This is a genomic window from Rhodococcus sp. 06-156-4, from assembly GCF_002259345.1.
In the GTDB taxonomy this organism is placed as follows: Bacteria; Actinomycetota; Actinomycetes; order Mycobacteriales; family Mycobacteriaceae; genus Rhodococcoides; species Rhodococcoides fascians_E.
In genome coordinates this window covers 164450-178190 of sequence record NZ_NPGB01000038.1, presented here as the reverse complement: position 1 = coordinate 178190, position 13741 = coordinate 164450, and the positions used below count along the sequence as shown (strand labels likewise).

At 61.7% G+C, this 13741-nt stretch carries 12 protein-coding genes; all 12 read left to right on the top strand.

Features of this window, described 5'->3' with window-relative positions; all coding sequences use genetic code 11:
- Positions 1 to 2: 2 nt before the first annotated feature.
- The 12 genes from CH290_RS28705 to CH290_RS28650 all read left to right on the top strand — a co-directional run bounded on the left by CH290_RS28705 (position 3) and on the right by CH290_RS28650 (position 13725).
- Entirely contained in the window at positions 3 to 551 is a 549-nt protein-coding gene (locus tag CH290_RS28705; RefSeq protein WP_230591630.1) for an SAF domain-containing protein, read from the top strand.
- A 3-nt stretch (positions 552 to 554) separates the two neighbouring features.
- Positions 555 to 1379 (top strand): hypothetical protein, encoded by an 825-nt coding sequence (locus CH290_RS28700; protein WP_015586073.1) that lies wholly within the window; start codon positions 555 to 557, stop codon positions 1377 to 1379.
- 32 nt (positions 1380 to 1411) lie between these two features.
- Entirely contained in the window at positions 1412 to 3040 is a 1629-nt protein-coding gene (locus tag CH290_RS28695) for a TadA family conjugal transfer-associated ATPase (RefSeq protein ID WP_015586074.1), read from the top strand.
- Positions 3040 to 3918, top strand: coding sequence for a type II secretion system F family protein (locus CH290_RS28690; protein ID WP_052047795.1), 879 nt, complete (start codon positions 3040 to 3042; stop codon positions 3916 to 3918). Before CH290_RS28695 ends, CH290_RS28690 begins: the two co-directional genes overlap by 1 nt.
- Entirely contained in the window at positions 3915 to 4838 is a 924-nt protein-coding gene (locus tag CH290_RS28685) for a type II secretion system F family protein (RefSeq protein ID WP_032364991.1), read from the top strand. Before CH290_RS28690 ends, CH290_RS28685 begins: the two co-directional genes overlap by 4 nt.
- Before the next feature lie 169 nt (positions 4839 to 5007).
- Complete coding sequence (locus tag CH290_RS28680; protein WP_015586077.1) at positions 5008 to 5238, top strand: hypothetical protein; 231 nt, start codon at positions 5008 to 5010, stop codon at positions 5236 to 5238.
- A 38-nt stretch (positions 5239 to 5276) separates the two neighbouring features.
- The gene (locus CH290_RS28675; RefSeq protein WP_015586078.1) at positions 5277 to 5702 is read left to right on the top strand and encodes a type II secretion system protein; all 426 of its coding nucleotides are present in this window, start codon (positions 5277 to 5279) and stop codon (positions 5700 to 5702) included.
- Entirely contained in the window at positions 5699 to 6157 is a 459-nt protein-coding gene (locus CH290_RS28670) for a TadE family protein (protein WP_015586079.1), read from the top strand. The genes CH290_RS28675 and CH290_RS28670 overlap by 4 nt, the downstream gene beginning before the upstream one ends.
- Positions 6157 to 6624: a pilus assembly protein TadG-related protein gene (locus tag CH290_RS28665; protein ID WP_015586080.1), complete on the top strand. Its 468-nt coding sequence runs from the start codon at positions 6157 to 6159 to the stop codon at positions 6622 to 6624. Before CH290_RS28670 ends, CH290_RS28665 begins: the two co-directional genes overlap by 1 nt.
- Before the next feature lie 124 nt (positions 6625 to 6748).
- Positions 6749 to 10411: an AfsR/SARP family transcriptional regulator gene (locus CH290_RS31010; RefSeq protein ID WP_015586082.1), complete on the top strand. Its 3663-nt coding sequence runs from the start codon at positions 6749 to 6751 to the stop codon at positions 10409 to 10411.
- Between the two features lie 115 nt (positions 10412 to 10526).
- Entirely contained in the window at positions 10527 to 11150 is a 624-nt protein-coding gene (locus CH290_RS28655; RefSeq protein WP_015586083.1) for a hypothetical protein, read from the top strand.
- A gap of 1060 nt (positions 11151 to 12210) precedes the next feature.
- On the top strand, positions 12211 to 13725 hold the full coding sequence (locus CH290_RS28650) for a hypothetical protein (RefSeq protein WP_015586085.1): 1515 nt from the start codon (positions 12211 to 12213) through the stop codon (positions 13723 to 13725).
- Positions 13726 to 13741: the final 16 nt, after the last annotated feature.

The window sequence follows — 13741 nt, the reverse complement described above, 5'->3', positions numbered from 1 at the left end:
TGATGACCGTCGCAATCGTAGGAGCGGTCTTTTTGGTGAACGCCATGCGCGCCACCACGACAATTCTGGTGCTCGCCCGCGACGTGCCACAGGGGGAGACGATCACCACCGACGACCTCAAAACCGCAGAGGTCAACAGCGATGCGACCATCGCGACCGTTCCTGCCACAGACAAAGCATCGGTCGTGGGCCAGAGCGCAGCAGTTCCGCTCCTGAGCGGATCGGCACTGAACCCATCGTCGTTCACCAACGCCGTAATCCCCAGCGGGGACAACACTTTGGTCGGCATCACCGTCGCAATCGGCAAACTTCCCGCAGAGCCACTGCTCGCAGGCGACAACGTCCGGATCGTCGACACTCCCCGAGATCAAGACGATTCCCCGGTGCAGGGTCCGGTCACCGCGAACGCACAGGTCGTTGCCGTGAAGGACATCCCCGAGACCGGACAGACGACAGTGGACGTTCTGGTCAAGAAAGACGAGGCCAGCTGGATCGCCGCCCGAGCCGCCACCAACCGCGTCGCCATCGTCCTCGACTCCCGGGAGCGCTGAGCCATGCTCGTCACCCTGACCTCGATCTCCGGCTCGCCAGGCGTCTCGACGACCGGCCTGGGCATCGCTCTCACCGCAGACTCCCGCAAGCTGCTGTACATCGAGGCCGATCCGATCGGATCGTCCCCGACGCTGGCCGGGTACTTTCACGCGCGCCGCCGGCACGACCGATCGATCATCCAACTGGTCGAGCCGAACAGGCACGGCCGAATAGGCCCAGCCTTCCAGCACCAAATAGTTAGAATCGGGCCGTTCGATCCAGAGGAGCCGACCAAGGCGCAAGGATGGTTCGTCCCCGGCCTGGTCAATGCAGCTCAAACGGAATCGATGAAGTCGACGTGGGGCCCGTTGGGGGCACATCTGGCGTTGTTGTCGAAACAGGGCGGCGGTGACCTGCTCGTCGACGCCGGTCGCCTCAATCTACGGTCCGGACATCAAGACCTGATCCGTCACAGTGACGTTATCGCCATAATGCTCAGACCGACCAGGACCGCAGTGGCAGCGGTTCGTGCTGGCTTGGGCCCACTACAGCAGCATCTGGAGAATACGAAGTCGCCGGCCAGCATCGGCCTCATTGTCAGGGGTACCGAGCCCTACAGCGCAGCCGAGACCGCCGCGGCGACCGGCCTCGACGTCATCGCAGTCCTTCCCGAATCACCGGTACACGCGCAAGTTTTTTCCGAAGGTGCCTCGCTCAGTAATTGGCGGCGACGTCGATCAAGCTATCTACGCGCAATCGACGGAACCTGGCAAAAGATCGAGCGCTTCCACGAAACGCACCAGCCCGTATGGATCGCCAACTCGCCATACAGCTCACAGCCCGCGTAACGAGCCGACAAGGCCAAAGGGAGAACACCCGCATGACCAACAACGCCCCCGACTTCGACTACGACGAGCGACCAGCCCTACCCGACCTACCGATGTTTGCCGCCGATCCGATCATCCTCGACGATGGCGACAACGAGATAACTCGTTACAGGAGCGGGCAATACGGCTCCTCATCTGCAGGTCTGCTCGCCGCAGCCGGCAAGGACGGTCGCCACTCCCACCCGGAACCCGAGCGACTCGAGACGGTCCCGTTCACATCGCCATCACCATTTCCAGCTGAGCGGTCGGACGTCGCGAGGACCAACCACCAATTGGTCAAGCAACTGACCAAAGAAGCATCCGAAATCCTCTCTCTCCGTAAGACCCAACGAGCAGATCAGGCCCTCAACCCTGAGCTGGGCGTCACTGCCATGACCCCGGACGAGGAGCGTGAGTCGGGCAGGCAGATCGTCATAGATCTCGTCAGCAAAGAAGTGCAGTCCGCGATCGACACCGGTCACGAACAGCTGAGCGTCCAAGAGGAACAGACGCTGGTCAAAGCGGTCTTCGACACGCTGTTCGGACTCGGCCCACTTCAGCCGCTCGTCGACGACCCGAACGTCGAGAACATCCTCATCAACGGCGACAGCGTCATTGTGATGTACCCCGACGGGAGTCTGCAGGCACGACCGCCGATCGCGGACAGCGACGAAGAGCTCTACGACTGGCTCACCAACCTCGCGCAGCGCGCACCCGGTGGTGGACGACCGTTCTCGCAGGTCAACCCCAACCTCCGCCTCAATCTGCCCGGCGACATCCGCTTGTCCGCGATGGGCTACTCGGTCCGCCATCCCAGTATCGCCATCCGCATGCACCGCCACAAGGATGTGACCATCGACAAGATGGTCGAAATGGGTGTTATGCCCCAACTGTTGTCCGAGATCCTCAGCGCCGCAGTCATCGGTGGTGCCTCCATCGTGATCTCCGGGCCCATGGGATCAGGTAAAACAACCAACCTTCGTGCGCTCGCCAACTGCCTTCCCCTGCAAACACGGATCGGCACAGCAGAGACAGAGTACGAACTGTTCCTCGACAAACTCGACGGTCGCAGACCGTATGTTGTTGCAGCCGAGGCAATCACCGGCGGCGGCGAACGAAACGAGCTGACCGGAGCGCTACGCGGCGCGACGACGCTGTCCGACATCCTTTACCAGTTCGTGCGAATGCAGCTCGACCGTGTCATCGTCGGAGAGGTAGCCGGCGGCGAGATCATCGACATGTTCAAAGCAATGCAGATGGCCAAAGGCTCCCTGAGTACCACGCACGCCGAGCATGCCGCCGGCGCGATCGACCGCCTCGTCACCTGCGCCCTCGAAGCAGGAGTGCCGGTCGAGTACGCCTACCGCCAAGTGGCACACCACATCAATCTGATCATTCAGCTGCAGACGGACTACGAATTTACCGACACCGGCGAGAGGCGTCAGGTCCGATTCGTCAGCGAGGTCATCCATATCGAGGCCGGCGAAAACGCCATGCCCGCAGTAACCAAAATTTACGAAGGAAAGCCGGGCGGGACCGGCGAATACGGAACTTTGCCCCCAGCTTTGCTCCGCAAGCTCTACGCAGGCGGTTTCAGTCCGAACCAAATCCCCATCAACACGATCACAGGTGGTGGGCTCTGATGTACACGTTCACGGCCGTCGGTATCGTCCTTGTCTTTGCCGCCGGGATGTGGTTTTTTGCCAACGGAATTCGCGATCGCCGCGACCCGACTGCGCCGACACGCCACCGCACCTCACGTGCGCGGATTGCCCGGCGGACAAAATTACTCCTCGCCATCGGAACTGCCGTCGGCCTTGCTGCATGGCTCCTCAGTGGATGGTTCGTACTCTTCCCCATCATTCCGATCGCAGCAGTAGGCGTCCCCTACCTACTCGGATCGTCAGCCGCCGCCGACGACATCGAACGCCTCAATGCCCTCGAAGAATGGGTGCGCAACCTGACTGGAGTGCTCGCAGCAGGATCCGGCCTCGAACAGGCCATCATCGCAACGCACAGGGGAATGCCTCAAGCATTGCGTCCGGAAATTACGAGCCTCATCACGCGCCTGCGTGGCAATGTGTCGATCGACGAAGCGTTGCTTCGGTTCGCAGACGATCTCGACGATTCCACCGGCGACTACGTGGTCGGTGCACTGCGGCAGGCAGCTCGCCTGCGCGGCTCCGGACTCACCGCAGCCTTGAAGCGACTTTCAGAATCGGTGGCAGAGAACGTGCGCAACCGCAGAACGGCCGAAGCGGAACGGCAAGGGCCCCGCACGACCGCTCGCGGGGTCACCGTCATCACCGTCGTTGTCATCGTTGGGTTGTTCCTGTTCACCAACTACATGGACCCGTACAAACAGCCCCTCCTCCAGCCCGTTCTGTTCCTCGAATTCATCGGTTTCGGCCTGGTGCTCGGGTGGATGAAGCGATACACCTTGCCAGTGAAATACCCCAGGTTCATCGGCACCAAGGACCGCGACGCAGCAAACACCGCACGTGAGAGGAGCGCAGTATGAACAACTTCGAGCTCTGGGCGATCGCCCTTGCCGCTCTCGCCGCTCTCGGCTTGATCCTCCTCGTTCTCCGCATACTGCCGGCCGACCCAGCACTCGGCGATGCCATGGAACGACTGTCCGGTGCAGCCCCGGACCCGTACACCGTCGACACCCGCGGCGGTGACGACCTCACCGGTTCGGATGCCCTGTCCTACAAGGTCGGTGCCCGCTTCTACCCGCGGCTGCGATCGCAGGCGTGGTTCAGGATCCCGACCGCGGACCTGGCGATCCTCCGAGAAACTCCACAAAAGTTCATCGGAGACAAAATCCTTTCCGCTGCAATAGGTCTGATCATCGCGCCGATTTCGATCGCACTCCTGGCGCTGTTCGGCATGGCAGTGCCCCTGACTTTTCCCGTAGCCGGTTCCCTCGTCCTGGCGCTGGTGGGATTCTTCGCGCCCGACGCCGACGTCAAGACTCGCGCCGCTAGTGCCCGACTCGAATTCACCCGAGCATTGGCGGCGTTCATCGACTTCGTTTCGTTGAACCGAAGTGGCGGCGTCGCTGCATTCCAAAGTCTCGAACGCGCTGCCGCAGTGGGCGATAGCTGGGTGTTTCTACGTCTGGATGCCGAGCTTCAGAAAGCGTCCCTCGCCGGACAGGCACCATGGGCTGCTCTGTCCAATCTTGCAGCCGAACTGGCGCTGCCGGAGTTGGGAGATCTCGCGGACATCATGACCTATACCGGCGACCAGGGAGCGAGCGTGGCCGACACTCTTGCCGCGCGGGCCGGAGCGCTCCGCAGTGCCCTGCTCTCGAAAGAACAAGGCGAAGCAGGAGCCAAAACGAAGAAGATGGACGCACCTCTCGGCACCTTGGCCGTGCTGTTCATGATCATGCTGATCGTGCCGGCCGGAGTGAACATCATGGGCGGCGTCTAGACCGAACAACCCGAATGCGTTGTCATTCAACGATCAACTACCAAGTTTGAGCTGTGCAAACACCGATCCGTGCACTTCACCTGCTCGAAGTGTCCGGTCTTGGCGATAGTCTGACCGGCATCCAGAACCGTCATAACCAGGGCTTTTACATATCGAAGGGAAACGTCACATGGCAGCATCGCGCACAATCGCAAACCGGATCGCAGCAACCACCGCAACACTGTTCGCATTGGCACTGTTCTCCTATACCCGGATGACCGAGCGCGCCGGCGGACGCAAAAGCGACAAGGGCTACAGCATGGAGACCGTCGTCATCACCGCCGGCCTCGTCATCCTCGCCATCGCTATCGTCGCCGGAATCACCGTGGTTGCACAGCGCTACCTCAACCGAATCCAGTAACCCCACCACTCGCCCAACGAGACAGGGGAGGACCAGCGTTGCTCACCGACACACATGTACCACTACGCGAATGGCTCACCCGCATACGTCGAGACGACCGCGGCGCAGCCCTCGAAACAGTCGTGGTATTCGGCGTCGTCCTACTGCTCTTCCTCATCGCAATCCAGGCAGCTCTCTACGCTCACGCACGGACCGTAGCGATTTCGACCGGTGAAGAAGCTCTACGACAAGCGCGATCGCAATTCGGCAGCGCTGCGGCCGGAACAGCGGCGGGCTACGCCTTCGCATCCACCGCCGGCCCGACGACCCTTCGAGCACCCGTCATTGTCGTCAACCGAGGCTTGCGAGAAGCAACTGTCCAGATCACCGGACAACCCATCCGCCTCATCCCCTTCTTCTCCCTCGACATCAATGTCAGCGAGACGCTTCCCGTTGAACGAGTCACTGCCCCAGGAACCAGATGAACACCGCGAACAAACTGCGCCAGCTGGCAGCCGCAGCCAGAGCCGACGACCGAGGATCGGCCCTGCAGACTGTCATCGTCGCCCCCGCCACACTGTTCCTGATCGCACTGATCGTCACCTTCGGCGTTCTCGCGCAAGCGCACCAGAAAGTAGTCCACGCCGCGAACGAGGCCGCGCGTACCGCCTCCATCGCGCGAACGGCGTTCTCCGCAGCCCCCGATGCGCAAGCAGCCGCGCGAAACGACCTGGCAGCACGAGGGCTCACCTGTTCCGCTCTCAACGTCAACACCGACCTCGGCGGATTCAGAACTCGCCCCGGCGTCACGGCTTCCGTCTCGGCCACCGTCACGTGCGTCATCTCCCTCGACGCACTCGGATTCCCGCAAGTCATGGGCTCACGGACCATCACAGCAACCGCGACTTCACCCGTCGACACCTACCGGGAGCGCGCCTGATGACCGAAGCACTACGCCGGGCGGTGGCCGCCTGCACACGGCGAGACGCGCACAACGACGCCGGAACCATCGCCATGTGGAGCGTCATCACAGCCATGGCGTTGCTGATCATGATGGGTCTCGTCGTCGACGGCGGCGGCAAAGTTTACGCCAAGCAGCGCGCCGAGCAAGTCGCTGAAGAAGCAGCCCGCGGGGCAGGACAAGCCATCATCGAACCACTCGCAGTCCGCGGTACCAACGTCGTCGTCAACCCGCTGACAGCCCAAGCCAAAGCCACCAAATACCTTGCCGCAGCAGGAATCCCCGGCGTCGTCGTGCAGACCGGACCGACAACACTGCTGATCACCACCACAACGACCTACCAACCCCGTGTCCTCGGTTTGATCGGCGTCGGGCCACAGCAGATCATCGGAACAGCCACCGTCAACCTGAACCGCACCAACCTCGGAATCCCCGGCACACCATGACCAATCGACCGCAGAGCAGACGAGTCGCAGAACTCCACGAGAAGACGGAGGACGTGATTCGACAGCTCGCGGCGCAACGCTGCACGACCCCGGCCACCCTGCAGCCATCGGAAAGGACACCCGCATGACCACCATCCGACGGCGCTTGACTGGTTTGCTCTACCTGATCGTCCTACTCGTCCTCGTCGTCGGAATTCCGCTCGCACTGTGGACATTCCGCGGCAACCCAATACCGACGACGCTGCCCGATCTCGACCAGATCAAAACAGCTCTGACCACCCAAGACGACGGATCACTCTTCCTCGGATTCGTGACCTGGATCGGCTGGCTCGCCTGGGCCACCTTCACCTTCAGCACCGTCATCGAACTCGTCGCAGCACTACGCGGCATCAAAGCACCTCAACTCCGAGGCCTCGGCTTCCAGCAGCGAAGCGCCTCCGTTCTCATAGGCGGAGCGCTCATGCTGGTAACAGCGGGCACCGCCACAGCCCAACCCCTCACCGCCACAGCACTACCGCTCTTCGACGCCCCTGCCCACTCGGCACCGATCCAAGTAACGCAACAAAGCCAACCGCATCCAGCAGAAGCCCCCGCCCGCCCCATCAACGGGGAAACCATCACGGTGCAGCAGGGCGACAGCCTATGGAAACTCGCAGAACGCCACCTTGGCGATGGCTTTCGATACACCGAGATCAAGCAACTCAACGCCGACGTCCTGACCGTCGACGGATGGCTGCAACCAGGATGGAAACTTCAGCTCCCCGCCGCCGCACCCACAACCGTCGACGGGGCCTACACAGTTCGAGAAGGCGACAGTCTCTGGAGCATCGCCGAGCAACATCTGGGTGACGGACACCGCTACAAAGAAATCATCAACGCCGACGGAACTGCACCGTCGACAATCATCCACGTCGGCCAGCAGCTCACCGTCAACGATCAAACCGCCGAGACCGTCACGCCCGAACCGGGTCCGGTTGCTTCCCCCGACCCGGCCCCGGTTGCTGCCGCTCCTGTACCTGCTGCTGTGCCCGAACCGACCGTCGCTCCTGAACCGGCCCCGGTCGCTGCCGCTCCCGAACCGGCTCCGGCTGCCGCTCCTGAACCGGCCCCCGCAGCAGCGCCTGAACTGTCCTCCGCTGCACCTCTCCTGGGTGGCACCGACGTTCCGGAACAAGCGGAGATGGTTCCGGGCGGTGACGAACAGGCTCAGGCAGAAGCGCAGGCCGCTGCCGCCGCCGCTGCGAAGATTTTCGGCATCGAACTCAACAGCGCTTCGTCACAGCTACCTGCTCCGACAGCGGCGGCTCCTGAGCCAGCGCCTGCTCCAGCAGCCCCTGAGCAGGCAGAGGCCCCCGCCCCGTCGGCGGTTCCTGAGCCAGCGCCTGCTCCGGTGGCCGCCCCTGAGCCAGCAGAGGCTCCCGCCCCGGTGGCAGCTTCCGAACCTGCTGCTGAGTCCGCGGGCGCAGATGTTGTGGCACCCGGGCCGGCACCCGCTCAAATGCCTGCTCCAGCGCAGACGTCGTCACCCAGTCCTGCTGCAGCTCCCGCCCCGACTCAGCCAGCCACCCAGATCCCACTGAATACATCGACGACAGACCCGGTATATATCGCCGCCACTGCGCAGCCAAGCGATGTCTCCGAGGATCAGAACAGCACATTGTGGCTCGGTATCTCAGCCCTAGCGGCCATCGGACTGGCTGGGGCCTTCGGGCTGCGCCGGCACCGTCAACAGCACGATCGCCGCAGAGGCGAGACCCTCCCTCAAACCTGGGGCGCTGCAGCAGTTGTGGAAGAACAGATTCATTCTGCAGCGGACAACAACGTCCTCACGCGGCTCGACGAAGCACTGAGGACTATCGCCGAACACGCTCGGACACAGGGCAACGCACTGCCGGCATTACTCGGCGCATTCATCGGTCCCGATGCGGTGGAGCTAGTAATCCTTGATGACTCCGTACTGCCGGACCAGTGGCTCAGATCAGAGACCGGCACCTGGACCCTCCCCGCCGACGTCCGGATCGCCCCAGCACCCACCACAATCAGCCCGTACCCCACGCTCGTGACACTCGGTTCCACAGACGACCGAACCCAAGTTCTTCTCAACCTGGAAGAACTCGGCTACCTCGGCGTCTCAGCTTCACCAGAGCACGCCCGCGGCACTCTCCAGGCCCTGGCCCTCGAACTCGTCGAATCCCCGCTCGCCGACAATCTGCACCTGACGCTGATCGGTTTCGGACAGGAGCTCCCCGAACTGTTCGGCAACGGTCGAATCGAGCACACCGACCAACCAGGCGAAGTGCTGGCCAGACTCGCCCGACAAGCCGAACGTGACCAAGACACCCTCGTCGAACAACACATCGACAGCATTGCAGCGGCCCGTTCGATCTACGACACAAGCGAAATGACCGCCCCCGAAGTAGTTCTCATCGCGAGTCAGTTGACGGCCGACCAACAGCAATCACTCGATCAGATCCTGGCCGCCACACCGCGCGTGGCGTTCGCTGCCGCCAGCACCGCCAGCACCGCCAGCGAGAACACCCAGGCCGCGTGGACACTCGACATCGTCGACCGCAACACCGCAAGCCTTGTCAAACGAGACACCGACGGCGGCTTCGCATTCCAGCCAGCATTTCTCGAGCCGGACCAATATGAAGGCATTACCGCCTACCTCGCGACCGCCACACAGCCAGCTATCCCCACAGAGTCGTCCATGCACGACCCCTGGGCTGCAGCCGAAATCGACGCACACCTCACCGACGCCGAAAGCGCTGAGACCTTCCTCGACTCCGTCACCACGATCGACCCCACCGACCAGCTGCTGCTGAACGGAACTACCGCATCGGAGACCGCCCCCGACGTCACAAACGTTCCGACCTACAGCCCGGACGCCGCGCAGTGGACATCCCCAGAAGCGATCAGGTACGACGACCAGGCCCCACCCATCGCTCCTGTCGCTGGTGACGTACCGGCCCCGGGACATCTCTGGCTCCATCTTCTCGGGAAACCAGCAGTCACCACCCCGACCGGGGAGCCACCCAAGGACGGCCGTGAAGTACTCCTAACCGAGATCGCCGCTCTTCTCTCCATCCACCCGGGAATCAAACACGACTCCATCGACAAAAAGATCTGGCCTGCAGACAATTTCGACAAACTCCCTCTGGAGGATCAGCCGAAAAAGAAGGCGACACGACGCCAGAACTACCTCTCGAGACTGCGAAATTGGTTGGGAGAGACAGAGAACGGTGAGCAGGCATTTCCGAAGCACGGCGACCGCACCGGCCGCACCGGCTACCGACTGCACCCCGATGTCCGATCGGACTGGGACTACTGGCAACAACTGATCGACACCACTCCGGCCGCCGCCACCGATGCGGAATTGCGGACGGCTGCAGAACTGGTAAACGATCAACCATTCGCCGGGACACGGTCAGACCGTTACGGGTGGGCACGAAACCTACAGCAGCACATGATCTCGACCCTCGCGGATGCCCTCGAAGAGCTCGCCACCAGACAAATAAAGACCGGAGATCTTTCCGCCGCGCTCACCACCGCAAACCGCGGCGTCACCGTCGAACCGTTCCGAGAAGGTCTCTGGAGACTGGCGATCATCGCTACCCACGGGAGCGACGAGATCAGCAAGACCCAGGAGCTGATCGACCAACTGCTCGCGAACCTCGCCGACATCGATGTCGACCCAGAACCCGAAACCGACGAACTCTTGCGCGCCCTCGCGCAATTCCACAATGGCGGCAACGCCCTCTACCGGATCGGAGCAATAGCCAGTTGATAGCAGTCGCGTCAATCGAGGTGTCTGAAGTGTCCGGTAAGCACGTTACGGTCCAAACAGCCGCACCATTATCGTTATCGCAGTACAACGCACAGAACAACGTAGGGGGTCCACGATGATCAGCACACGACGTCGCACAGGCGCGGCAATCCTCGCAGTAGCAGCCGCTGCAAGCATCAGCGTCGCATGCGGGAGCGGTGACATTGAGGCGACCCCCGTAACGACCACCACGCAGCCGGTCCTCACGGGACCAGAGGGCGTCGAAAAGTCCCCGGAACAACAGGCGACCGAGCAGGCAACAGCAAAGGTGAATGAGTTCTTCGCCGTTCTCGCGAAGGTCGAGAGCGATCCTGCTGTAGACATCAACATGCTGGACTCTGTTGCGAGTGGAAAGATCCTCGATCAGTTGAAGGCAAACGTGAACCTGCGCCGATCTCAAGGAATTGTCTCCACGGGTGCTGCGACTGTCGCAGATGCATTCGTGACGGAACTGCAGGCACCAAAGGATGCTGACGGGAACCCAATTAAGGAAGAAGCGTCGGCAACATTGCGAGTCTGCATCGACAGCTCGAACTATGACCAGATCCGTCCGGACGGCACGAGTGTGCTCCCTCCTGACCGAGTCCGGCGGGAGCTGGGCAAGCCGACTCTGGAGAACGTGGCGTGGCCAGATTCATCAGGCTGGCGCATTGTTTCCGATGCAGTGACTTCTTCGGGTACCCCATGCGACGCACCATGATCGACGGTTTGGCAAGTAGGCAACTGGAATCCATAAGGGCGGTGGGTCATGCGTAAGCCGCTTGGGGTTATCGCATCAGTGCTTCTAGTTGGAGTGTTCAACGCGAACCCAGTATTTGCGCAGCCGGGGATCGGCACCGGAACTGGCGGTGCCTTCGGCGGAGGCTTGGGTGGTTCGACAGTTGTGGTCGAAGGTACGTACACGAGTGTGCCGTCAGGGGGTGGAACGACTGGATCCGCGCCAGCTGCTGTGGGCGGGGGAGGTGGTGGGAGCGCCGCGCCGTCCGGACCGCCGCTCGAGTTCGTTCCGTCGACTGACGCCGCCAATATGACGCTTGTTCGAAATGCTGATAGTGGTGCCCCGATGGCAGTGAACGTCGTTAATGATGACGGCACAACATGGTCCTGCGAAGCGGCCGGTCCGTGTGTTCAAATTCCGGACGTTGGGGTGCCGGCTACGCCTCCGGTGGTCGACGTTATGACCGTTGTCGGCCAAGCGGTTACGGCAATGCAGTTGGATCCGCCCGGAATAGGCATCACCCCGAACCCCGCAAACACAGGTGCTGTCGGCCTGGTTGGTCTACCCGGCTGGTTCTGGGTCGCTGACCCACGGGAATCGACAGTCGGCCCCGTGACCAGAACTGCAGCAGGACCGGGTGTCATAGTTTCTGCTACAGGGGTCAATACGTCCGTGGTCGTCAATTGGGGGGACGGATCCGTGCCGTCGGTGTGCCCAGGTGCGTTACTGCCCTTCACGCCGTATACCGATGTTGCACAAGGGCTTCCAAGTCCGACGTGCGGCAATATCGTTTATCACAAGACGTCCACTACCGAGCCCGGTGGGACATTCAAGGTCTCCGCGACATCGAATTGGCTCGTCACGTGGACAGCGACGACACCCAACGGGACGGTCGGTGGAGTCATACCCACGCCGCTGACTTCGCGTACTGAAGTTCGGATTGGTGAACTGCAGGTCCTGGTCACAAATTAGAGCCGTGCGCCCCCGCTCCTCGGGTGCGAAATTGAGTCACTCCAGGCTTACCGGTTTGTAGGCTGGTGGAATGCCTGAACGGTTGACTGTCAACGTCACGATGCCACCGGAATTGGCTGGGGGGCAAGTGCAGGCCTACCTGGAAGAGTTGGGGTTCGAGGTCGCCCACACGTCCGCGCCCGATGTGTGGGCGTTAACCGAGCCGGCTGCCAGCATGGACTGTGTCGATTTTATGACCGTTCGCACCCTGTCGGGTTCGGAAGCGGACGTCGATGACGAGCTCGTCGACCTCCCGCAAGACCCTTACGTCTCCAGGCTGGACCATGGGCGAGTCGTTGAGGAGCGCCTTCGCGCGATCAGACAGATGAGCGCGGGTGCGGTGGGATCGTTCCTGTACGGACTCCAGCTACCTGTCATCACCGCCAGCGATCGAGCCTTGTCCGCGGCAGTACAGGACGCGAGTAGGGAGTTGGCCGGAACTTCGGACGACGATGACGAGCATCCGTTCGACCGGCATGCTGTCCACGTTGTTCGCTATGGCAACGCCACGCACCGTCGGATCAGGTTTCCTGGTTTCGTGTTACGTCTGAATCAGGACCCCGAACTTCTCGACGACATACGACGCGGGCCGATCGACGTCGATGAGACCATTTTCGCGTCGGGATCGTCGATCCTGAGCAGTGTCTTGATTCCCGCGAGCCATCTCGGTCCGTTGTTGGCCGCACGGTCTCCATGGGTATGGGCGTTTCAAGCGAACAGGGTGTCGGGTGCGGTGATTTTCACTCTCGGCACAGATATTGTCGGGAGGTCTCCTGTTCCGTACGAAGCGCATCAGGTACTTCCCCGATCACCAGTGGGTCGCCTTCCCCAGCGGCAGGAGCCGCCGGCACCGGAGGCGTGGGGTGCGGCCGTCGCTTGGTGGGTTGCTCAGATGAACTCTGTTCTCGGGCATCTCCTGAACCCATGCCTGTTCGCAGATGCTGACGGTGACTACCTCCCCTATGCGCAGCAGAACCGGTTGATGGAATTTGCGGATCTTCTGCAACGAGTTACCTCGACGCTGCTATCGCTGCACGACGACTACGCAGCCGGAGTTCTGATGTGGTCAGCAATGGACCTGATCGAGGCGACCTGGCTTTCATGGGATCTCACGGCACTGTGCAAGCCCTCGGTTGCGGCGAAAGCGCTGCAGCAAGTTCGAGAACGTATGCCTGCTGATGTTCAGTCCGTCCTGCTTCCGTACGCGGCTTTTGGTGTGGAAGCGTTGACCGAAGTGGGGGACGGGTTCTTCATCAAGAATTACCGTAGGTCGGAGAAGGTAATTCTGAAGCTGCCCGGTGGAGCGGACAAATCCCTGTCACTCGATGACGCAGTGAGTCAGTTCATGCGTTTGCGCAGGAACACTACACACGGGTTCGACAAACCTGATCCCGTCCGTGACCGACTTTTCGCGCAACACAACGGCCGGCTGCCGGCGACACTGATGTACCTGCCGCTGCTGTACTTGATGTACATCATGTCCGATCCTGATGACCTGAGACGTCGTCTGCTCCGTCGATCCGCTCGAAGACGCAGGACGCAGTGAGAGGTGTTCACACACG